17 protein-coding genes are annotated in these 21526 nt (G+C 70.9%); 1 reads left to right on the top strand and 16 read right to left on the bottom strand.

Features of this window, described 5'->3' with window-relative positions:
- Positions 1–607 precede the first annotated feature (607 nt).
- Positions 608–1450: a helix-turn-helix domain-containing protein gene (locus tag ACFWBD_RS25495; RefSeq protein ID WP_385671014.1), complete on the top strand. Its 843-nt coding sequence runs from the start codon at positions 608–610 to the stop codon at positions 1448–1450.
- 48 nt (positions 1451–1498) lie between these two features.
- On the opposite strand, the gene ACFWBD_RS25490 is transcribed toward ACFWBD_RS25495, so the two are convergent.
- The 16 genes from ACFWBD_RS25490 to metK all read right to left on the bottom strand — a co-directional run bounded on the left by ACFWBD_RS25490 (position 1499) and on the right by metK (position 21516).
- A complete protein-coding gene (locus ACFWBD_RS25490; RefSeq protein WP_385671011.1) occupies positions 1499–1705 on the bottom strand; it encodes an acyl-CoA carboxylase epsilon subunit in 207 nt (68 codons plus the stop codon).
- Between the two features lie 35 nt (positions 1706–1740).
- Entirely contained in the window at positions 1741–3342 is a 1602-nt protein-coding gene (locus tag ACFWBD_RS25485) for an acyl-CoA carboxylase subunit beta (RefSeq protein ID WP_385671008.1), read from the bottom strand.
- 183 nt (positions 3343–3525) lie between these two features.
- A complete protein-coding gene (locus tag ACFWBD_RS25480; RefSeq protein ID WP_385671043.1) occupies positions 3526–4179 on the bottom strand; it encodes a maleylpyruvate isomerase family mycothiol-dependent enzyme in 654 nt (217 codons plus the stop codon).
- A 67-nt stretch (positions 4180–4246) separates the two neighbouring features.
- Complete coding sequence (locus ACFWBD_RS25475) at positions 4247–5230, bottom strand: cytochrome d ubiquinol oxidase subunit II (protein WP_385671005.1); 984 nt, start codon at positions 5228–5230, stop codon at positions 4247–4249.
- A gap of 43 nt (positions 5231–5273) precedes the next feature.
- Complete coding sequence (locus ACFWBD_RS25470; protein ID WP_385671002.1) at positions 5274–6602, bottom strand: cytochrome ubiquinol oxidase subunit I; 1329 nt, start codon at positions 6600–6602, stop codon at positions 5274–5276.
- On the bottom strand, positions 6589–7530 hold the full coding sequence (locus ACFWBD_RS25465) for a LysR family transcriptional regulator (RefSeq protein WP_385670999.1): 942 nt from the start codon (positions 7528–7530) through the stop codon (positions 6589–6591). Before ACFWBD_RS25465 ends, ACFWBD_RS25470 begins: the two co-directional genes overlap by 14 nt.
- A gap of 131 nt (positions 7531–7661) precedes the next feature.
- Complete coding sequence (locus tag ACFWBD_RS25460) at positions 7662–9413, bottom strand: fatty acyl-AMP ligase (RefSeq protein ID WP_385670996.1); 1752 nt, start codon at positions 9411–9413, stop codon at positions 7662–7664.
- A 48-nt stretch (positions 9414–9461) separates the two neighbouring features.
- The gene (gene ccrA, locus ACFWBD_RS25455; protein ID WP_385670993.1) at positions 9462–10706 is read right to left on the bottom strand and encodes a crotonyl-CoA carboxylase/reductase; all 1245 of its coding nucleotides are present in this window, start codon (positions 10704–10706) and stop codon (positions 9462–9464) included.
- A gap of 87 nt (positions 10707–10793) precedes the next feature.
- Positions 10794–13133, bottom strand: coding sequence for an acyltransferase domain-containing protein (locus ACFWBD_RS25450; protein WP_385670990.1), 2340 nt, complete (start codon positions 13131–13133; stop codon positions 10794–10796).
- 50 nt (positions 13134–13183) lie between these two features.
- A complete protein-coding gene (locus tag ACFWBD_RS25445; RefSeq protein ID WP_385670987.1) occupies positions 13184–14239 on the bottom strand; it encodes an aldo/keto reductase in 1056 nt (351 codons plus the stop codon).
- A 45-nt stretch (positions 14240–14284) separates the two neighbouring features.
- On the bottom strand, positions 14285–15079 hold the full coding sequence (locus tag ACFWBD_RS25440; RefSeq protein ID WP_385670984.1) for a thioesterase II family protein: 795 nt from the start codon (positions 15077–15079) through the stop codon (positions 14285–14287).
- Entirely contained in the window at positions 15076–17838 is a 2763-nt protein-coding gene (locus ACFWBD_RS25435; RefSeq protein ID WP_385670982.1) for a type I polyketide synthase, read from the bottom strand. The genes ACFWBD_RS25440 and ACFWBD_RS25435 overlap by 4 nt, the downstream gene beginning before the upstream one ends.
- Entirely contained in the window at positions 17835–18200 is a 366-nt protein-coding gene (locus ACFWBD_RS25430; RefSeq protein WP_385670979.1) for a phosphopantetheine-binding protein, read from the bottom strand. The genes ACFWBD_RS25435 and ACFWBD_RS25430 overlap by 4 nt, the downstream gene beginning before the upstream one ends.
- 194 nt (positions 18201–18394) lie before the next feature.
- Positions 18395–19279 carry a methylenetetrahydrofolate reductase [NAD(P)H] gene (metF, locus tag ACFWBD_RS25425; RefSeq protein WP_385670976.1) on the bottom strand — a complete coding sequence of 295 codons (885 nt, stop codon included), beginning with the start codon at positions 19277–19279 and terminating at the stop codon, positions 18395–18397.
- Entirely contained in the window at positions 19276–20256 is a 981-nt protein-coding gene (locus ACFWBD_RS25420) for a carbohydrate kinase family protein (RefSeq protein ID WP_385670974.1), read from the bottom strand. Before ACFWBD_RS25420 ends, metF begins: the two co-directional genes overlap by 4 nt.
- A 36-nt stretch (positions 20257–20292) precedes the next feature.
- Complete coding sequence (gene metK, locus ACFWBD_RS25415; protein WP_385670971.1) at positions 20293–21516, bottom strand: methionine adenosyltransferase; 1224 nt, start codon at positions 21514–21516, stop codon at positions 20293–20295.
- Positions 21517–21526: the final 10 nt, after the last annotated feature.

Genomic DNA, 21526 nt, shown 5'->3' with positions numbered 1-21526 from the left:
TTGCCAAGTGTTCATGGATGAAGACAGGTACATACAGGGCCGACGCTCCGAGCCGGCCAGCCGTCCGGGATGATTCGCCGCATCTCTCCGCGCCATCCGCCGGCTGGATTTCCTGTTCGCCGACCGCCGCGTGCGGCTATTTACGGTTGAGCAGCCAGCTTTCCGAACGCACCGCCGGTTCGCCGGTGCATCGACAGGAGAGCCCTGGTATGGCCATTTCCTGGACAGGTTCACCTCCATGGCCGAAGGAGACCCTCGGCGGCCGGTCGAACAGACCTGTCACCTCGCCGGGGCACGCCCTCCGGCCTGCGCCGCAGCGCTGAACCGCGTCGACTGACCGTTCACGGCCCACACCGCGTGCACGGTTCTGACGGCCGGCCCCACGGGAAGTCCTGCTCGCCGGAAGCCCCTTTATCGAGCGCGGCCCGGTACTCGCGCCGGGCGCGTTCTCTCGATGCCGACGCATCTCACTCAGACATGTCCGCCGCGCCATGCGCAGATCCACCGAAAGAAGACACAGCGGGCATTACAACGGAAAGGCACTACCGAGTAACCGCCACCTGCGAATCATTCGCCACCGACCACCAGATCAGGGAGTCCGCAGCATATGGAGCACCTCGCCCGCCGCGCGATAATGACCATTCGTGAAAACTATCACGAGCCCCTGGCCCTCGATGACCTGGCCCGGTCGGTGATGATGAGCAAATTCTACTTCCTGAGAGTTTTCCAACGCACCACCGGCGTAACACCCGGCCGCTTCCTGAGCGCAGTTCGTATACAGGAGGCAAAATGCCTGCTGGTCCATACGCATGCAAACGTGGCCGACATATCGGCACGGGTCGGCTACAGCAGCCCCAGCACGTTCTCCCGGCGTTTCACTGACTCGGTCGGGCTCTCACCCACCCAGTACCGAAAAATCAGCCGGGGTGAATGCGAAGAGTTTCCTCGAATAACCCCCTTACCCGTCGCAACCGGGCCGCTCGGATCCATATCGGGGACGGCTCACCTGACCGGGACGCCCCTTTCCCCCCTGTACGTCGGCGTTTTCGACAGTCCCATCCTCCAGGGGCAGCCCGTCGCCTGGACCAGACCCGACGGAGCCGGGGCCTTCTCCCTGGAGAACGTGCCGCCCGGCACCTGGTACCTGCACGCGGTGACGCTCGGCACCCGGGCGTCGGGCGATCAGTGCTGCGGTTCACCTCTGCTCGTGGGGGCCACCGGCCCGGTGGAGATCGGTGCCGGCACCCCCACCTGCCTCGACATCGCGGTCCGGCAGGAGGACTGGAGCCGGCCGCCGGTACTGCTCGCCCTGCCCGGCCTGGGCAGGAAGCCTTCCCGGCTGCCACCTGCCGAGGGCGCCGCCCGCCCGCCCGGCCCGGCTGCTCCCGAGGCCGGGTACCGAGCCCCTCGCCGGCCTACTGCGACCGTCAGCAGACTCGTCGGTGTGTGAAGAGCCTGACCGTGCCGCGGAGCGAACTCGTCCGCGGCACGGCGCTGTTCAGCCGCGCCAACTGTGCGGGGCCCGGAAGCCGTGGCCGCGCTCGCGGGGATGCCAGCCGGCCTCGCCGGGGCTCTCGTCCGGTGCGGCGGCCCCGGCCAGGGCCGCCGCACGGGCCAGCAGGACCACGGTGACGGCCGCGATCTCCTCGGACCTGGCATGGCCCTTCTCGACGCGCAGGATGCCCTCGGCAGCGGATGCGCTCATGGGTGTGCCCTCCTTCGTACGTCGGCTCTACGGGTCTACTGCGGCGGGTTGCCGTGCTTGCGGGACGGCAGATCGGCGTGCTTGGTGCGGAGCATCGCGAGTGCGCCGATGAGGGTTTCGCGCGTCTCGGCGGGGTCGATGACGTCGTCGACGAGGCCGCGCTCGGCCGCGTAGTACGGGTGCATCAGCTCGGCCTGGTACTCCTTCACCATCCGCGCGCGCATGGCCTCGGGATCCGAGGCCTCGGCGATCCGACGCCGGAAGATGACGTTGGCCGCGCCCTCGGCGCCCATCACGGCGATCTCGTTGGTCGGCCAGGCGTAGGTGAGGTCCGCGCCGATGGACTGGGAGTCGAGGACGATGTACGCCCCGCCGTAGGCCTTGCGCAGGATCAGCGAGATCCGCGGCACGGTCGCGTTGCAGTACGCGTACAGCAACTTGGCCCCGTGCCGGATGACCCCGCCGTGCTCCTGGTCGACCCCCGGAAGGAAACCCGGGACGTCCAGCAAGGTGACGATCGGGATGTTGAACGCGTCGCAGAGCTGCACGAAGCGTGCGGCCTTCTCCGAGGCGTGGATGTCCAGCACACCGGCCAGGTGAGCGGGCTGGTTGGCGACGATGCCGACGACCCGGCCGCCGAGGCGGGCCAGGACACAGATGATGTTGCGGGCCCAGCGCTCGTGGACCTCCAGGACGTCGCCGTCGTCGACGAGTTCCTCGATCACCTTGAGCATGTCGTACGGGCGGTTGCCGTCCGCCGGCACCAGGGTCAGGAGGGAGTCGGAGCGGCGGTCGGCCGCGTCGCCCGTCGCGTGGGCCGGAGGGTTCTCCCGGTTGTTGGAGGGCAGCATCGAGATGAGGTAGCGCACCTCGGAGATGCAGGTCTCCTCGTCGTCGTACGCGAAGTGCGCCACTCCCGAGGTCTCGGCGTGCACGTCCGCGCCGCCGAGGCCGTTCTGCGAGATCTCCTCGCCCGTCACGGCGCGCACGACGTCCGGGCCGGTGATGAACATCTGCGAGGTGTCGCGCACCATGAACACGAAGTCGGTGAGGGCCGGGCTGTACGCGGCGCCGCCCGCGCAGGGACCGAGCATCACGGAGATCTGCGGGATGACGCCCGAAGCCCGGGTGTTGCGCTGGAAGATGCCGCCGTACCCGGCGAGCGCGGAGACGCCCTCCTGGATACGGGCGCCGGCTCCGTCGTTCAGGGACACCAGCGGGGCACCCGCCTTGAGGGCCATGTCCATGATCTTGTGGATCTTCGTGGCGTGGGCCTCGCCCAGCGCACCCCCGAAGATACGGAAGTCGTGCGCGTAGACGAAGACCGTACGGCCGTCCACGGTGCCCCAGCCGGTGATCACACCGTCGGTGTACGGCTTCCTGGCCTCCAGGCCGAACCCGGTCGCCCGGTGCCGGCGCAACTGCTCGACCTCCCGGAAGGAGTCCTCGTCGAGCAGCAGCGCGATGCGCTCCCGGGCCGTCAGTTTGCCCTTGGCGTGCTGCGCCTCCGTCGCCCGGTCACTGGGCCCGCGGCGCACCTGCTCACGAAGGGAGTGCAGTTCGGCCACCCGCCCGCGGACATCGGATCCGGGCGGCTCCACCCGTTCCGGATCCTTGGTCGCTTTCCCCGTTTTCATCGACCACCCCCGTCGGTCATGCGCGATGAGGCGCGATTTGAATTCCTCACGCTACCCGCCGCACACGTCGGGAAAAACCCCTGTTCCGCACTGCTCGGATTTACCCGGACTTAATGGCCGCCCCCTATCCTCGAACAGGAGGACAGTAAGCGGGGAACCGACCACCGATCTCCTGACGGGACATTATTTCCGGGGGAGGGCGAAGCGGCCCGCCAAGGGGCCGGCGACGCGTCCCTCGGGCAGTCTGCGGCCATAGGCGAGGAGCAGCAGATCCTGTCCGGCGCCGGTGATCGGCGATCCGGTGCCGAAGGTCCAGTCGAGGTCGTCGGCGCGCAGCTGGACACCGTCGAGCCGGGCGCCGAAGAACTTCAGGGACTTGGGGTCGACGGCGTCCAGCAGGACGCGGAGCCGGTCCTCGGGGACCACGCGGTCGACGCCCGTGGGGACGGTGATGTCGAGCCCGTGGACGACGTCGTGGCCGAGCGCCGCGACGATGCCGCCGACCGGCGGCTTCCACGGGTGGTTGGCGTTGTCCCGAAGGAAGGCCGCGAGCCGGCCCGTCGAGAACTCGGCCGCGTCCCGGCGGGCGCAGCGGTCGGTCATGCGGTGCAGACTGCCGCGCGCTTTGAAAAGCTCCTTGGCAGTCCGGGGAATGGAATAGCGAAAACCCAGAGACATATGGGCCACCACTTCCCGAACCCGCCAGCCGGAGCACAGCGACGGCTCGTTCCATTTCGACGGGGACAGCTCGTCGAACAGGTCCGCGAGTTCCCGGCGTTCGGCCGCGATCGCTGCGCGGATCTCGGATTCGGGACGCCCCTGCACTAATTCACCCATGAATTCATCCTGTCGTCGCGTCAATCGTAGATCCACTTCGTGTCCGCTGTCCGTACCGAAAGCGGTGTCACGTCAGCCGTCTGGGCACCCGCGCGAAAACCCGCCAGATCCACAACTGGCCGTAGACCACCGCGACCAGCACCGGGAGCACGGTCACGGACAGCAGGGCGAGAGAGGCGGAGTCGGCGATCGCCTGCGACAGCTCCAGGCTGCCCTCCCCCGAGCGGGTGGCCAGCACCGTGGTGCCGTTCGCGGCGCCCACCATGACCGGCAGGGCCGCCAGCGGTGCGGCGCCGAGGAGCAGCGCCGCCCCGGTGCGGCCCGTCGCCTGGACGCGGTCGGAGCCGTACACCCCGGCGGCGGCGAGGACCGCGACGAGAACCACCGGCACCGGGGCGTCGGTGACCACCGCGCCGACGCCTCCGGTGAGCACGAGCAGCACGAGCAGGATCGGCGTCAGGACCCGGGTCAGGCGGCCGAACCGGACACGCAGTGCGTTGCCCTCCGGCAGACTGTGGGCGGCGAAGAGCGAACCCTGGCGAAGGCAGCCCGCGACGGCCAGGACCTCGCAGAGCAGCGTGAAGGGATGCGCCAGATCGGCCGGGTCGGCCACGGCGTGCCCACCGCCGTTGGTGGACAGCCCCCGGATCAGCGTGGCCAGCACGGTCCCCCAGCCGGCCGCGAGGACCAGGCTGGCGGCCGGCAGCACGGTGTCCCACGTCCGCCGCCAGCCGACGCCCGGGTGCGCGGTACGGAACCACAGCGCGGCATCGCGCAGGAACCACGCGCAGAGGACCACGAGGAAGGGCAGCCGCAGCGCGTACAGCAGTTCTCCCTCCAACAGGGGCAGAGCGCCGAACAGCAGTCCGCCGAAGGCGACCAGCCACACCTCGTTCGCGAGGAAGAGGGGGACGACGGTCCTGCGCATGCGCGCGCGGCCGAGCTCCGTGTCGGCGAACGGCAACAGCATCCCGATGCCGAAGTCGACGCTCTCCAGGGCCAGATAACCGGCGAGGAGAAGCCCGACCAGGGCGTAATAGAAGACATCCACGGTTGATTGCCCGTCAGCTCGGCGTACGTACGGTGAGGGTGGGTCAGTAGGAGTGGCGCGCGTCCGTCGGGAGCGACACCTGGGCGCCCTCCTCCAGCACCGTGCGCTCGGCGGCGTCCGGGAAGAGGCCCGCGTCGCCGAGCAGCCCCTCGTCCGGTCCGAGCCGCGCGTAGCGGGAGATCAGCACCCAGTCGACGACGGCGAGGACGGTGAGCACCACCGTGAAGACGACGAACGAGGCGAGCATCCCCCCGGGGGAGACGTCGGCGACGGCCTCACGGACGGTGAGTTCGCCGCTGACCATCCACGGCTGCCGGCCGACCTCCCGGCTGAGCCAGCCGCAGATGATGGCGATGAAGCCGAGGGGCAGCAGGAATGCGGGCAGGCGCATCCGCAGGCGCCGGCGCGCGAACGACCCCTGTGTGGCGGTGCCGCGGACGGCCGTGGCCGGGATCCAGGCCAGGAGGACCAGCACGATGCCGATGACGAGCATGAGCACGGACGCGCCGCCCACCCAGGAGGGCGGCATCCAGTCGCCGGAGCCGTACGAGGCCTCCGCGGCGGCGCGGACCTTGTCGAGTTCCGCGCCGGTCTCCCCCATCAACGTGGCGTACTTCTCCGGCTGGTGGTCCTTGAGGGTCGTCAGCTGCACGGCACCCGCCACGGCGGCGACTAGCGCGCCGACGCCCGCGAGAACCGAGCCCTGGACCAGTGTGGGGCGGAAGAAGTCGACGTCCCGGTCGCGACGCAGGTGGTAGGCGCTGACGGCTGCCATGAACAGTCCGGCCAGGAGGGCCACGGCGCCCGCGATGTGCAGCACCGCGTACCAGGTCGCCCCGTTGGTGAGGATGGCTCCCCAGTCGGTGACGAACGCGGTGCCGTCCCGCATCTCGTAGCCGACCGGCTGCTGCATGAAGCCGTTGACCACCATGATCCAGAAGGTGGAGGCGTACGCGGTGAGAGCCACCCCCCAGATCAGCGCGGCATGCGCGCGGGCGGGCACACGGCCGAAGCCGAATGCCCAAAGCCCCAGGAATGTCGATTCCAGAAAGAACGCGGCCACGCTTTCGACGGCCAGGGGTGCGCCGACGACATTTCCCATGACGTGCGAAAGACCGGACCAGTTCAGGCCGAACTGGAACTCCTGGGTGAGTCCGCTGATGATGCCCAGTGCGTAGTTGATGACGTAGAGACCGCCCCAGAAGCGCACCCGGCGCATTCTGGTGGCCCGCAGAGCGGGGTCCTCGGTGCGTATGGCCCGCGTCTGTGTCAGGGCGACGACGGTGACCAGTCCGAGGGTCAGGGCGACGAACAGGAAGTGCAGTGTTGCCGTGACGGCGAACTGGAGTCGAGCTAGGTCAACTGCATTCACGAGGGCGTTTTCCAGACGGAGGAGACAGGGGGTCCGTGGGCAGGGGCTGACCGAGCATCACGCGTGCCCGCTCCAGGAGGGCCCGGGCAGCCGGGCTGATGCGCCCGCTGGACCGCCAGGCCAGCGCGAGGCCACCCCGCAGATGCGGGCTGGAGATGCGGACGGGGTGGAGTTGCTCCGGCTGGGAGAGCACGAAGCGTTCCGGCAGGATCGCCATTCCCATGCCTCGCGCGGCGAGTTGGGCCAGCACCCGGGGGTCACCGGCCTCGAAGGCCACCCGGGGCTTGGCACCCGCGGCCGCCCAGGCCGCGTCGGACGCGGCGCGCATGGCACTGCCGCCGGGCAGACACATCAGCGCATGGCATTCCACCTCGTCGACGGTGATGCTGTCGGTCAGCGCGAGCGGGTGGTCGTGCCCCACGGCCCCGATCAGCAACTCGTCGGCGATGACCAGGGTCTCGAGGCCGGCCGGCGGCTCGGCGCAGATACCGATGACCGCGACATCGATCAGGCCGGTCCGCACCCCGTCGACGAGCTTGTCCGTGTTCCCCTCGCTGAGGGAGATCTCCACCGCCGGGTACTTCTGGCTGAAGTCCGCCATGAGTTCGGGAAGTCGCAGGGAGAGGGAGGAGGCGACCGAACCCATCGCGACCGGCCCGCGCACGAGGCCGGAGACGCTCTCCACCGCGCCCCGCACACCGTCGACCGCGGCCAGCATGGCCCGGGCGTACGGAAGCGCCGCGGCGCCCGCCTGCGTCAGTTGGACCGTCCGGCCGCCTCGGTCGAGCAGATCCTGTCCCAACTCCCTTTCGAGTCGTCTGATCTGCGCGCTCACACAGGGCTGGGTCACGAACACGCGCGCGGCCGCCTTCGTGAAACTGGCCTCTTCGGCGACGGCTACGAGGTACTCCAACTGACGTAACTCCATGCATTCATCGTACCGGCGACCACTCTGTGAATGCCTCACGGCAAGGACAACCAAGGAGGGGAATGTGCCGGGATATTCAAATCCGCGTACGCCCGATGTCAGATCTCTGCCATGCGAATGTCAGATCCAGGTCAAGTCCGCCGACCCGGTACGGCGAGCACCGAGAGGGTCCCGGCTTCGTACTGTTCCCGGCACGGACGACGGCGCACCTTGCCGCTGGTCGTCTTCGGCAGGGTCCCCCGGCGGATCAGCACCACATCCGAGACATCGATCCGGTGGTGGTGGAGCAGAGCCTCGCGCACGGCCTTCGTCACCTCGTCGGCGCTCGCGTATCTGCCCACCCTGCTGTCGCCCTCGACCACCACCACGACGGAACTGCGCGCACCGTCGTCCACCGCGAACGCGGCGGCGGACGCCGGACGCAGGAGCGCGTGGCTGCTCTCGACCGTGTGCTCCAGGTCCTGCGGGTAGTGGTTGCGGCCCTTGACGATGATCACGTCCTTGAGCCGGCCCGAGATGAAGACATCCCCGCCCCGCACGAAGCCCAGGTCGCCGGTGCGCAGGAACGGGCCGTCCGCCTCCGCGCCCACGATGCGAGCCCGGAAGGTCCGCTCGCTCTCGGCCTCGCGCCCCAGGTAGCCGGCTGTCACACACGGTCCGGACACCCATATCTCGCCGACTTCGTCGGGCCCCGCCGCCCTGAGCGTGTGCGGGTCGACGATGCGGACCCGGGTGTCCCCCACCGTACGGCCCACGCTCATGACCGTGCTGGTGACGGCCGACGCCTGGGCGTCCTGGGCGACCGGGACCACTCTGCCCCGGCCCAGGGCCTGTGCGTCCAGCACGAGCGGCGCCGGCTCGGCGTCCAGCGGGCTGCCGCTGACCTTCAGAGTGTGCTCCGCCAGACCGTAACTCGGGCACATGGCCCGGACGTCGAGGCCGTTGGCGGCGAACTTGCCGACGAAGTCCTGCACCGTGTGCACACGGACCGGCTCGGCGCCGTTGACGGCCATGCGCCAGCGCGAGAGGTCGAGCGGGCCGCGCACGCTGTCGCTGCGCACGCACAGGTCGTAGGCGAAGTTGGGGGCGGAGGAATGCGTGCCGCCGAACCGGGACAGCGCTTCCAGCCACCGGCCGGGACGGCGGATGAAGGCCTCGGGTCCCATCAGGTACGACGGACGGCCCGCCCACAGAGGCAGCACGATGCCCAGCACGAGTCCCATGTCGTGGAAGAACGGCAGCCAGGAGACGACGGCGCCGTCGTCGCGCATCGGCCACAGGTGGTCCGTCTCCCACGCGTTGAACCAGAAGTTGGCGTGGGTGACCATGACGCCCTTGGGAGTTCCGGTGGAACCGGACGTGTACTGGAGCAGCGCGACGTCCGAGAGCGCCGGCGCGGGCAGCTCGGTCCCGGCGGCGGGCGGGGGCAGTTCGTCGGTGGCGACGAAGTCCAGACCGGCCAGTTCGGGCAGGCCGTGAAAGTCGGCGAGCACCTGGTCGCGCACCTCTCGGGTGGTGAGCACCAGCGTCGTGGACGCGTCGTCGGCGATGGTCCGCAGCCGCTGTACGGCGTGCCGGCGCGTGGGCACCTGGACGGGCGCCCCCTTGACGCCGGCCGCGGCGCAGGCCAGCCAGGCCCTGATGAACTCGAGACCGTTGGGGTACATCAGCAGGGCACTGCGACGGTCACCGGCCAGGCCGGCAAGGGCGCCGGCCCGCGCGGTCACGTCGGTGTGCAACTGCCCGTAGGTGATCTGTTCGCCGATCTCCTCGCCGTTGCGCAGATACACGTAGGCGACGGTGTCGGGCATCCCTTCCGCGCGCCGGGCGAGCAGGGCGGGCAGCGTCAGCGCGGTGCGTTTCGTCATGGGGTCGGTGGTCATGGCCGTCCGTTCGTCGGGGGTGGCAGGCGGACTTCCGCGAAGGACCGCTCAGTCGAGGTCGGTGAGCCCCGCCCGGCGCGCGTTGACCAGCGCCGCCATGTTGCCGGGGGGCTGGCGGTTCTCGTGCATCAGCTGGTGGGCTTCGCCGATCTCGTCCAGGCCGAACAGCCCGGACAGGCAGGGGTCGAGCTGCCCGGAGGCCGCGAGCTGGATCACTTCCCGGCACTGGGCCGCGTTGAAGCCGTGCGAACCCTGGAGCCGCTTCTGCCGCATCCACAGGAACCGCAGGTCGACATCGGCCGCGTATCCGGAGGTCCCCCCGCAGATGGTGACCATGCCGCCGTTCTCGCACAGGTACATGGAGGTGGGGATGGTGTCCTGGCCGCTGTGTTCCAGGACGATCTTCGGCGCGCGCCGCTCGCCCAGGGCCTCCCAGTAGGCGCGGCCGAAGGCACGCACCTGCGCCATCCAGGCGCCGAACGCGGCCGGGTCGTTCAGGTCGGGCATCCGGCCCCAGTGGGAGAAGTCGTGGCGGTTGACGGTGCCGACGGCGCCGAGGCTTCGGCAGTACTCGGCACGCTCCTCGCTGGAGACCACCGCGACGGGCAGGCCGCCCGCGTTGCGGACCAGTTGGATGGCCATCGAACCGAGGCCGCCCGCGCCGCCCCAGATCAGCACCGGGTCTCCCGGCCGGACCGTGTTGGGATACCAGCCCAGCAGCTGCCGGTACGCGGTGGCTCCGGTGAGGATGAAGGCGGCCGCGCCCTCCCAGGTGAGGTTCTTCGGCTTCGGGTGGCACTGGTAGTCGTGGACGAGGGCGAACTGCGCGAAGGAGCCGTAGTTGGACTCGTATCCCCAGGCCTGCATGGTGGGGGAGAACGTAGGGTCACCGCCGAGGCGGATGTCCGGGGCGGTCTCGTCGTACTGGGCGCCGGAGAGCACGACCCGGTCGCCGACGGAGACCCCGGCCACGCCCTCGCCGACGGCGAACACCACACCCGAACCCTCGGAGCCGCCGATGTGGAAGTCCTCGGGCTCGCCGCGCTTGCGCCGGGCACCGATGACGTCCAGGGGGTATCCGAGCCCGGCCCAGACGTTGTTGTAGTTGATGCCGGCCGCCATCACCCACACGAGCACCTGGCCGCGGCCCGGCTCGGGGGTGTCCACGACCTCCGTGGCGAAGGCCTTCTGCGGCTCACCGAATCGGTCCTGCCGGATGACGGACGCGTACATCTTCTCGGGAACGGACCCGAGCGGGGGCATCTCACCCAGTTCGTACAGGCTTTTCCCCATGGTCTGTGTCCTCCTGATCATCGTGAACCGGGTCACCGTGAACCGGCGTTGGGACAAACGGATGCGGGTCCGCGAGACGCGACCCGGTCAGGCTGCGGGTACGGGGAACGCGGAGCGTTCGTAGGGGTAGCCCGGCAGGGAGACCCTGCGGGCGGCGCGCAGCGGGTGCAGGGCCGGCCACTCGATCTCGACGCCGGCCGCCCACAGCGCGCCGATCGTCGACAGCAGGATCTGCGGCTCGGGCGTCGGGTCCGTCGGATGCGGCAGCCCCTGAAGGATCGGGTGGCTACCGCGCAGTTCCCCTTGCCGGCGGGCCAGCGAGGTCAGCGACGTGCCGGGGCCGACCTCGACCAGCGCGCACCCCCGCACGGACTGAAGCGTCCGCAGCACATCGTGGTACCGCACGGCGTGGCGCATGTGCCGGCCCCAGTACGCGGGTGTGCGGATCTCCTCCGGGTCGGCCCAGGTGCCGGTGGTGTCCGAGACGATCCGGATCACCGGCTCACGGAACGTGACGCCGGCGAGGAACGCCTCGTACTCGTCGAGCACGGAGTCGACCAGCGAGGAGTGGCCGGCCCCCGGGATCTTCAACAGGCGCGTGTCCAGCCCCTTGGCCGAGTGCTCCTCGACGAACCGGGTCACCGGCTCGCGCGGGCCGGAGATGGTCACCTGGTCGGGCCCGCTGATCACGGCGATCCCGACTCCCTCGGGCAGCAGGGGCAGCAGCTCGGCCTCGGACAGGCGTACAGCCGCCATGGCACCCGGGGGCAGGCTGAGCAGCAGTTCGGTGCGCTTGAGGACCATCCTGATCGCGTCGGGGAAGGAGAACACTCCGGCGACGCATGCGGCGGCGTAGCCGCCGAGGCTGTGGCCGACGACCGCCGAGGGCCGTACGCCGTATCGGATGAAGGCCCGGGCCAGCGCGTACTCCAGTACGAAGACGGCCAGTTGGGCGATCCGGCCGTCCGCGACGGACCGGCCTGCCGCCTCCTGGGCCTGCTCCCCCTCAGGGGCGAAGACGACTCCCAGGTCCACGCCCGCGGCGGCCCGCACGTGTGCGACGTAGCTGTCCAGGTCGGCCCGGAAGTGGGGATCGAGGCAGTACAGCCCGCGTCCCATGCCGACGTGCTGACCGCCGTGCCCGGGGAAGGTGAACACCACGGGCGGAGCGTGGCCGGCGGTGCCCGCTCCCGGCCGGTCCCCGGCCCTGACCTTGACCTTGACCTCCGCGAGCGCGGCGGCCGCCTCGACGTGGTCGCGCGCGACGACGAAACCCCGGTGGGCGTACGGCGTCCGGCCGGTCTGGAGGGTCCAGGCCACGTCCTGGAGCGTCTCGCCGTCCTCGGCCTGTTCCAGGTGGCGGCCGAGCCGCGCCGCCACCCCGGCCAGCGCGGTCGGGGACTTCGCCGCGAACGGAAGCAGCTGCCAGCCTTCCACGGCGGGCGCGGGCGCCTCGGCGACTGCCTCCTCGACAACGGCGTGGGCGTGCGTACCGAAGGGTCCGGACCCGCTGACCGCGACGCGCCGCGGGCGGTCGGTGCCGTCCGGCCGACGCTGCCCGTCGTACACGGCGAGGACCGCCCGGACGAACGCGGCGGCGGCGGGCGCCGTGTCGGTGACGCCCGCCCCCGCGGGGGTGTCCACGACGACGACCGTGTCCGCCGCGACGCCGCTCGACGCGAGGGCGTCGCGGACCGTGCGGGCGGCGCCCGCCTCGGCGGACTCGCCCCGTCCGGTCGTGCCGACGGCGGTGCCGCGCACCACGGCGTAGATCCGGTCGCCGTCCTCCAGGGCCACCGGGAGCGGCTTCAGTACGACGACCCCGCAGCCACCGGTCGGGGCGGCTTCGCCGTCGGCGGTGTGTACGGTGACCGACCCGGCCAGGGCCACGTCGCACTCCCCGCCGAGCAGTGCCTGGACGGCGGTGTGCACCGCGACGAGGGCGGTCGCCCCGGCCGCCTGCACGGACACCGCGGGGCCGGTCAGCGCCAGCTTGTAGGCGACCCGCGAGGCGAGGAAGTCGGCGCCGGTGGAGGTCCGGATCTGCCGGTCGTCGATGCCCGGCGACCGCTCGGCCTGCCGGTACAGCCGCGCCGCGTGGGAGGTGGTGGCACCGCCCGCGTAGATGCCGACGACCGTGTCGTCGCGCGTCGGGTCGTGGGCGGCGTCCTCCAGTGCGTGCTGGGCGCACTCGAGCAGGAGGCGCTGCTGCGGGTCGAGCATCACCGACTCGCGCGGCGAGATGCCGAAGAACCTGTGGTCGAACGCGTAGGGGTCGGCCGGCGGCTCCGCGGTCGCCTCACCCGCAGGGGTCCGCAGCCGCTCCCGGAAAGCGTCGAGGTCGGCGTCCGGCCCGAAGCGCGCGGCCATTCCGATGATCGCGACATGGGCCTCGGGGTCGATGTCGGCCGTGGCAAGGTCAGTCATGCGGTCCGCCCTTCCTGATCTGGATCAAGTCCCCGTCGCACGCGGGCTGTTCAGGCCACCGGAGGGGCCGGGCGGATGAATCGGCCGGCCTGGCGGCCCAGCGCGGCGTCCCGGTGGCCGGCGATCAGTTCGTAGGGCTGGCCGAGCCGGATCGCGCCGGCCTGCTCCAGCCGGTCGAACTGGGCGTCGTCGAGGGTGACGGCGAGCGAGCCGAGGTAGTCCTCCAGCTGATCGACGGTGCGGGGGCCGATCACGGGCACCATGGTGGTCGCCGAGCGTGCCGCGCGGGCCCGCAGCCAGGCCATCGCGATCTGTCCGGCCGAGGCGCCCGTCTCCTCGGCGACGGCCAGGACGCAGTCGACGATCTCGGTGCGCTGTTCGGAGTCCTCGACCCGGATGGCCTGCCCCTCCCAGTCGCTGAGGCGGCCGCGGCGGCTCTGGCGGTACTTGCCCGTGAGGAGGCCCCCGCCGAGCGGCGACCACAGGGCGGTGCCCAGGCCGAGGGCCTCGGCCATGGGCAACAGCTCACGGTCGGCGCCGCGCTCGGCGAGGCTGTACTCGAACTGTGTGCCCACCAGCCGGTTCAGACCGCGCAGTTCGGCGAGGGTGGCGGCACGGGAGACCCGCCAGGCCGGGAAGTTGGAGAGCCCGGCGTAAAGGATCTTGCCGGCCCGCACGAGGTCGTCGAGCGCGCCCAGAACCTCTTCGAGGGGGGTGACCGAGTCGGGCAGGTGAGCCCAGTACACGTCGATGTGGTCGGTGCCGAGCCGCTTGAGGCTGGCCTCGACCGAACGGCGAATGTTCTTGCGGCTGTTGCCGGTGTTGGAGATCCGGGCACGACCGGCGCCCAGGGTGAACTTGGTGCCGATCACGAAGTGGTCGCGGTCGCTGCCGAGGAACTCGCCGAGCAGACTCTCCGACTCGCCGACCTGGTAGTTGTCGGCCGAGTCGATGAAGGTGCCGCCCGCCTCGGCGAAGCGCTCGAAGATCTTGCGGGACTCCTCACGGTTCGCACCGCCGCCCCACAGGGTGCCGAAGTTGGCTGTGCCGAGCGCGTACTCGGAGACGCGCAGGCCGGTGTTGCGGCCGAAGGTCGTGTAACGCATGCGTATCCCCTGGTTCTGGGTGCTCGGTCAGTTCTGGGTGCTCGGTCAGTTCTGGGTGCTCAGTGCGCCGCTGATGAGCCGCAGCAGTGCGGCCTGCTGCTCCGGGTCGCGGAAGTAGAAGTGGCCGCCGCGCAGGACGTGCGCGGCGTAGGAACCGCGCGTGTGAACGTCCCAGCCGAGCTGGCCGCGGTCCTCCTGGTCGCCGACGAACGCCGTGATCGGGATGTCCAGCGGCTCCTCGACCAGGTACTCGTGACTCTCGGCGAGTTCGGCGTCCGCACGGAGGTAGCGCAGGGCGAACGCCCTGAGCTCCGGCTCCTGGTGGACCACGAGCGGCAGCGCGCCCCAGCGGCGCTCGATCTCCGCCAGCAGTTCGTCGTCCGGCAGCAGATGGGCACGCTGTCGCGTGACGATGGGCGGCGGTTGCATCGAGGACAGCAGCAGCGCGCGGGGTTGACGCAGCCCGGCTCGGCGCAGGGTGCGGGCGGTCTCGAAGGCGATCATCGCGCCCAGGCTGTGGCCGAAGAACGCGAAGTCACGCTGCCCGAAGTCGACTTGCTCGACGAGATCGGTGATCAGTTCGTTCATCCGCGCATACGGGGGTTCGTCCTGCCGCGGCGCGCGTCCGGGCAACTTGACCGCCCAGAGCCGGATCCCGGGCAGGGCACCGGACCAGCGCATGAACTCCCCGGCCGAGCCGCCCGCGTGAGCGAAGCAGTACAGGTCGAGCGTGGTCTCTGTCTTCGGCCTGCGGCTGGAGAGCCAGCGGCTGCGCAGCTCCTCCGCCGTGCCGGCCTGGCCGGTGGGGCCGACGCCGGTCTCCGTGCCGGTGCCGCTCATGCGGACTCCTCTTCCCTGTCCTGGTCGGAACGGTTCAGTTGCTGTTCGACCAGTGCGGCCAGATCGGCCGCCGTCGCCGACTCGAACAGTGAGCGCATCTTGATCTCGACCGGGTAGGTCTCCCGGATCCGGGCGAGGAGCTTGACGGCGATGAGGGAGTCCCCGCCGAGTTCGAAGAAGCTCTCGTCGGGTTCTATGTCGGTCAGTCCGAGGGCCTCGCCGAACAGCCGCAGCACCAGGCCGAGGGGGGTGCCGTCGGCCGGGCGGTCGTCGGACCGCGGCCCGCCTGCGCCGTCGGCGGTGCTCCCGGTCACCGGTTCGTCGTCGACCGGCCGGCCGGCCGGGGCGGCTGCGGCGCCCGCGCCGACGGCGGTCAGGGTCTCCTCGGCCGGGTGCCGCACCAGATAGGGGAGCCGCTCGAAGGGGTAGGTGGGCAGCGCCACCTTGACCCGGCGTTCGCCGTCGTGGACGCCCGCCCAGGAGACCGCGGTCCCGGACAACCACAGCCGTCCGAGCGCCTGGTAGAGGGCGGCCAGCGCGTCGCCACTCTCGTCGAGGCCGGCCAGCGCGGCCAGCAGGAGGTGCGCGCGGGTGTGGGTGGGCTGTTGCCGGGCGAGCGTGACCAGGCCGGAGCCGGCGCCGACCTGGAGGAGGACGCGCTCGGGGTCGGCCAGCAGTGTGTTCAGCGCCGCGTCCGCACTCGCCGGGTCGCGCAGCTCACTCGCCCACCGGTCTGCGTCGATCGACGCGTCGGTGCCGTACCACGTGCCGTCGGCGAGCACGACGGGGATCCGGTGCGCCCGCGGGCCCACGGAGTGGACCAGCTTGCGCAGTTCCGCGTCGCCCGCGCCGGATCGGGCGGGTTCGGCGATCAGCCGCAGCGCCTGCGCGAGCGGGAAGACTCCGGCGACGACGGCCCCGACCAGCGAGCCGACCCCGGTGCCGAAGACCGCACCGGGGCGCACCCCCCAGTGCTGCCACAGCGAGGCCAGGGCGTACTCGAAGGCGAAGACATAGGTGTCGCGCACCACCGGGTCGCCGGGCCAGGCCAGGCCGCGGGCCACTTCCCGCACCGCGCCCGCGAGTTGGGGTTCGGCGCTTTCCAGGGTCGCGTCGAAGGCCTGCCGGAAGGCGGGTTCGGTGGTGTACAGCCGCCAGGCCTCCGCGGGACCGATCCGGCCCGGGAAGAGGAACACCACGGGCCGCTCCCGCGGGAGTTCGGCCGACAGGACCGGCTCTCGGACCGGGCCGTCGCCCACGACGGTGAACGCTCGGTGTCGGTGCTCCCGCCGACCGGTCTGGAGGGTCCAGGCGGCATCGGCGTACGGGGGAGCCGCATCGCCGGCCAGATGGGCGTCGAACCGGTCCAGCCGGGTGCGCAGCGCGGTGGCGGTGCGCGCCGAGTGCACCAGCAACTGGGCCCGGCGCTCGGCCGGGGGTGCCGCCTGCTCCGGGGCCTCCTCAAGGACCAGGTGGGCGTTGACGCCGCCCACCGCGAAGGAGCTCACTCCGGCGCGCCGCGGGAGGCCCGCGGGCTCCCAGTCGCGGAGTTCGGTGGCGACCCGGAACGGGCTGGACTCGAAGTCGATCTGCGGGTTGGCCTCGGTGAAGTGCAGGCTCGGCGGGATCTGCCGGTGGCCCAGCGCCAGGACCGTCTTGATGAAGCCCGCGGCGCCGGCGGCTGCGTCGGTGTGCCCGATGTTGGTCTTCACCGAGCCTATGGAGCAGAAGCCCCGCTCGTCGGTGTCGTCCCGGAAGGCCTGGGTGAGGGCCGCGATCTCGATCGGGTCGCCCAGCGGGGTCGCGGTGCCGTGGGCCTCCACGTAGGTGATGGCGCGGGCGTCGGTGCCGGCGGTGAGCTGCGCCTCGCGGACCGCGGCCGCCTGGCCCGCCACGCTGGGCGCGGTGAAGCCGATCCTGCCCGATCCGTCGTTGGTGACGGCGGACCCGCGTACGACCGCGCGTACGGGGTCGCCGTCGGACAGCGCGTCGGACAGTCTCTTGAGGACGACGACGCCGACCCCGTTGCCCGCGACGGTTCCCGCCCCCTTCGCGTCGAAGGCGCGGCAGGTGCCGTCGGGCGCCAGGGTGCCGTCCGGGCCGGTCCAGGCGATCTTCTTCGGCGGCACGTGCACGGCGACGCCGCCTGCCAGGGCCATGTCGCAGTCGCCGGCGAGCAGGCCCCGCCCTGCCATGTGGATGGCCACCAGGGCGGTGGCGCAGGCGGACTGCACCGCGACGGCCGGGCCCCGCAGGCCGAGGCGCTCGGCCGTGCGGGACACCAGGAAGTCGGGTGCGGTGCCGAGGACGATGTCGTCCTCGGTGACTCCGGCGAGTTGTTCGCGCCGCTCCCGCAGCGCCTGCGCGTACCGGGTCTCGGTGGAGCCGCCGTAGACGCCGATGGCGCCGGGGAAGCGGTCCGGATCCTGGCCCGCGTCCTCCAGGGCCGCGGCCGCGCACTCCAGGAAAACCCGGTGCTGCGGGTCGATCAGGAATGCCTCCTTCGCGGAGTAGCCGAAGTAGTCGGCGTCGAACCACTCCGCGCCGTCGAGCCGGCCGCGGGACGGCACATAGGTGAGGTCGCTGCCGTCGGGGGCACCGCCCGGAAGGACCTGGGGGGTGTCACGGGTGACCGAGTCGATTCCGCCGGCCAGGTTGACCCAGAACTCGTCGATGTCTGCGGCGCCCGGGAAACGGCCGGCCATCCCTATGACAGCTATGAACCCGTCGGCGTCCTCCCGGGATTCGAAGTCGTTCACCCGATTTCCCCCCGGCTCTCCGATGCGTTTCCGTTGAGTTGGGCCCGCCGGATTCCCAGGCGGTTCAACCGGCCTGCCGGACGGCGTCGGCCGCTGCCCTTTTCGGGAGCCCCTTCGTTCTCCAGGTGACGCGCGAGAGAGAGCACGGTCGGGTGGGTGAAGAACTCGATGAGCTCGACGTCCCTCCCGATGCGCTGAACGACCCGTTCACGAACCATCTGAAGCAGAATGGAATGCCCACCGAGATCGAAGAAGTTGTCACCCTCACCCACCTCGGGAACTTCCAGAACTTCGCACCAGATTTCGGCGATGACGGCGGCGATTTCTGTTTCCGGTGGATTTTCGTGGGATACGTGATCCACTCCGCTGCTCCTCTTCGGTTCGCCGATTCGGCGGGTTCCCCAGAATCATCTTCCGCCCCGGGGAAGGTGTCCAATAGATACCTTCTTTACCGGGCAGAACTGTCGTTTATGGCAACCGGTATGACGCAGCGACACGGCCCGGCTCGGGGTCCCCGAAAAGAGGGGAGCCCTGGAGCCGGGCCGTGTCGCGAAGGTCAGACGGTGGCGCCCTGTGCGGTCATGACGGCGCGGTGGATGTCCAACGCCGCCGTGGACCGGTTCAGGGTGATGTAGTGCAGCCCGGGAGCCCCTTCCGCGAGCAGCCGTTCGGACATGGCGATCGCGTGCTCCACGCCGATGCGGTGGCCCTCGGCGGGCTGGTCGCGTACGGCGTCGAGGCGACGGGCCAGTTCGTCCGGGAAGGCCGCGTTGCCGAGTTCGGCGAAGCGGCGGATCTGGCGCGCGTCGGTCGCCGGCATGATCTCCGGGATGATCGGGATGTCGCAGCCCGCGGCGGTCACCCGGTCGCGCAGCCGCAGGTAGTCCTCGACGTGGAAGAACATCTGCGTGACGGCGTAATCGGCGCCCGCCCGGCACTTGGCGACGAAGTGCCGGATCTCGGTGTCCCAGTCGGTGGAGCGCGGATGACGCTCGGGGAACGCCGCCACGCCGACGCTGAACGCCCCGCTCTCCCGGACGAGCGAGACCAGCTCGTGGGCGTACGTGAACCCTTCGGGGTGCGGCACCCAGGGCCCCTGCGGGTCTCCGGGCGGGTCCCCCCGCAGGACGAGGACATCCCGTACGCCCGCGTCGGCGTACTGCCCGATGATTCTGCGCAGTTCGGCGACCGAGTGCCCCACGGCGGTCAGATGGGCCACCGGGCGCAGGGTCGTATCGGCCGCGATGCTCTTCGTCAGTTCGACCGTGCGGTCCCGGGAGGAACCTCCGGCCCCATAGGTGACGGAGACGAAGGTGGGGGTCAGCGACTCGACGCGTCGGACGGCGTCCCACATCTTGCGTCGCCCGGCCTCGGTCCTGGGCGGGAAGAACTCGAAGGAGAAGGACCGTGTGCCGGCGGCGAGCGCCTCGCGCAGTCTCATGCGCCCTGCCCGAGGAGCGGGCCCAGCTGCTCGGCGGCCCGCGCCCCGTACGCGCCCCGCACACTCTCCGCCAGCCGGCCCCGGTCCGCCTCGTAGCCCTGGGGGCCGACGGTGTCCAGCACGGACGCCGCCACCGCACAGCCGAGCCGGGCAGCCGCGATCAGCGGCAGGCCGCGGGCGACCGCCGCCAGAAAGCCCGCGCGGAAGCCGTCGCCGGCACCGGTCGGATCGGTGATCCGGTCGCGCCGGACGGCCCCGACGAGGAGTTCGGGCTCCCCGTCGCGCTCGATCCGTACGCCCCGCCGCCCCAGTGTCGTCACCCAGGTGCCGACGCGTTTGAGGATGTCCTCACGGGTGCGGCCGGTGCGCTCGGCGAGCAGGGCGGCCTCGTACTCGTTGGTGAACAGCCAGGTCGCGCCGTCCACGAGTTCGGCGGCTTCTTCTCCTGTCAACCGGGCCAGCTGCTGGGAGGGGTCGGCGGCGAACGGGATGCCCAGTTCCTTGGCCTGCCGGGTGTGACGGAGCATGGCCGCCGGGTCGTTCGCACAGACCAGGACCAGGTCGGGCCGGTCCCGCGCGGCCGACAGCGCCAGGTCGATCTCCCGGGCCTCGCTCATCGCGCCCGCGTAGAAGGCGGCGATCTGGTTGCTGTCCTCGTCCGTGATGCAGAGGAACCGTGCGGTCTGGGCCGTGTGCGACTCCCGGACCGCGCTCGTGTCGACGCCGTGCTCCTTGAGCCAGACCTCGTACTCGCCGAAGTCCGGGCCGACGGAGCCGACCAGCAGCGGCGTCAGCCCCAGCAGGCCGAGGCCGTAGGTGATGTTCGCCGCCACGCCGCCCCGGCGCACCTCCAGGTCGTCGACCAGGAAGGACAGCGAGACATGAGCGAGCTGATCGGGGATCAGCTGGTCGGTGAAACGACCGGGGAAGGCCATGAGGTGATCGGTCGCGATCGATCCTGACACCGCTATGTGCATCGCAGCGTGCTCCCGTCGAGTTCCGTCCGCGCCCCGTCAGATCCCCGCCGCCCTGCGCAGAGCGCCCACCCGGTCGGTGCGCTCCCAGGTGAAGTCCGGCAGCTCGCGGCCGAAGTGTCCGTACGCGGCGGTCTGGGCGTAGATCGGGCGGAGCAGGTCGAGATCGCGGATGAGCGCGGCCGGGCGCAGGTCGAAGACCTCCGCGATCGCGGCCTCGATCCTGTGCACGTCGGCCGTGGCGGTGCCGAAGGTCTCGACGAAGAGACCGACCGGCTCGGCCTTGCCGATCGCGTACGCGACCTGGACCTCGCAGCGCGCGGCGAGGCCGGCGGCGACCACGTTCTTCGCCACCCAGCGCATCGCGTACGCGGCGGAACGGTCGACCTTGGACGGGTCCTTGCCGGAGAAGGCGCCGCCGCCGTGCCGGGCCATACCGCCGTACGTGTCGATGATGATCTTGCGCCCGGTCAGGCCGGCGTCGCCCATCGGGCCGCCGGTCTCGAAGCGGCCGGTCGGGTTGACCAGCAGGCGGTAGCCGTCGGTCTCCAGCTTGATGCCGTCCTCCTGGAGCAGGCCCAGGACGTGCTCGACGACGTGTTCGCGGATGTCGGGCGTCAGCAGGGAGTCCAGGTCGACGTCCGGCGCGTGCTGCGAGGAGACGACGACCGTGTCGAGGCGGACGGCCTTGTCGCCGTCGTACTCGATGGTGACCTGGGTCTTGCCGTCGGGGCGCAGGTACGGCAGGGCGCCGTTCCTGCGGACCTCCGTCAGCCGGCGCGCGAGGCGGTGCGCGAGGTGGATCGGGAGCGGCATCAGCTCGGGTGTCTCGTCCGAGGCGTAGCCGAACATCAGGCCCTGGTCACCCGCGCCCTGCTGGTCGAGTCCGTCGCCCTTCTCGCCGGACGCGGCGCCCTCGACCCGCTTCTCGTAGGCGGTGTCCACGCCCTGCGCGATGTCCGGGGACTGCGCGCCGATGGAGACCTCGACCCCGCAGGAGGCCCCGTCGAAGCCCTTCTGCGAGGAGTCGTAGCCGATCTCCAGGATCTTGCCGCGGATCAGCGCGGGGATGTCGGCGTAGGCCTTGCTCGTCACCTCGCCGGCGACGTGGACCAGACCGGTCGTGATCAGGGTCTCCACGGCTACGCGCGATGCCGGGTCCTGACGCAGTAGCTCGTCGAGGATGGTGTCGCTGATCTGGTCGGCGATCTTGTCGGGGTGACCTTCGGTCACGGACTCCGAGGTGAACAGGCGGCGGGACATATCGCTCCTG

The organism is Streptomyces sp. NPDC060002 (assembly GCF_042737245.1).
Lineage (GTDB): Bacteria > Actinomycetota > Actinomycetes > Streptomycetales > Streptomycetaceae > Streptomyces.
The sequence above is the reverse complement of the archived record's forward strand: the minus strand, read 5'-3'. Positions and strand labels throughout refer to the sequence as shown.

What these genes read in the sequence shown, in the direction of transcription:
- ACFWBD_RS25495 (WP_385671014.1), top strand. Translation starts at nt 608, where the DNA reads ATGGAGCACCTCGCCCGCCGCGCGATAATGACCATTCGTGAAAACTAT.
- ACFWBD_RS25490 (WP_385671011.1), bottom strand. Translation starts at nt 1,705, where the DNA reads ATGAGCGCATCCGCTGCCGAGGGCATCCTGCGCGTCGAGAAGGGCCAT.
- ACFWBD_RS25485 (WP_385671008.1), bottom strand. Translation starts at nt 3,342, where the DNA reads ATGAAAACGGGGAAAGCGACCAAGGATCCGGAACGGGTGGAGCCGCCC.
- ACFWBD_RS25480 (WP_385671043.1), bottom strand. Translation starts at nt 4,179, where the DNA reads ATGGGTGAATTAGTGCAGGGGCGTCCCGAATCCGAGATCCGCGCAGCG.
- ACFWBD_RS25465 (WP_385670999.1), bottom strand. Translation starts at nt 7,530, where the DNA reads ATGGAGTTACGTCAGTTGGAGTACCTCGTAGCCGTCGCCGAAGAGGCC.
- ACFWBD_RS25460 (WP_385670996.1), bottom strand. Translation starts at nt 9,413, where the DNA reads ATGACCACCGACCCCATGACGAAACGCACCGCGCTGACGCTGCCCGCC.
- ccrA (WP_385670993.1), bottom strand. Translation starts at nt 10,706, where the DNA reads ATGGGGAAAAGCCTGTACGAACTGGGTGAGATGCCCCCGCTCGGGTCC.
- ACFWBD_RS25450 (WP_385670990.1), bottom strand. Translation starts at nt 13,133, where the DNA reads ATGACTGACCTTGCCACGGCCGACATCGACCCCGAGGCCCATGTCGCG.
- ACFWBD_RS25445 (WP_385670987.1), bottom strand. Translation starts at nt 14,239, where the DNA reads ATGCGTTACACGACCTTCGGCCGCAACACCGGCCTGCGCGTCTCCGAG.
- ACFWBD_RS25440 (WP_385670984.1), bottom strand. Translation starts at nt 15,079, where the DNA reads ATGAGCGGCACCGGCACGGAGACCGGCGTCGGCCCCACCGGCCAGGCC.
- metF (WP_385670976.1), bottom strand. Translation starts at nt 19,279, where the DNA reads ATGAGACTGCGCGAGGCGCTCGCCGCCGGCACACGGTCCTTCTCCTTC.
- ACFWBD_RS25420 (WP_385670974.1), bottom strand. Translation starts at nt 20,256, where the DNA reads ATGCACATAGCGGTGTCAGGATCGATCGCGACCGATCACCTCATGGCC.
- metK (WP_385670971.1), bottom strand. Translation starts at nt 21,516, where the DNA reads ATGTCCCGCCGCCTGTTCACCTCGGAGTCCGTGACCGAAGGTCACCCC.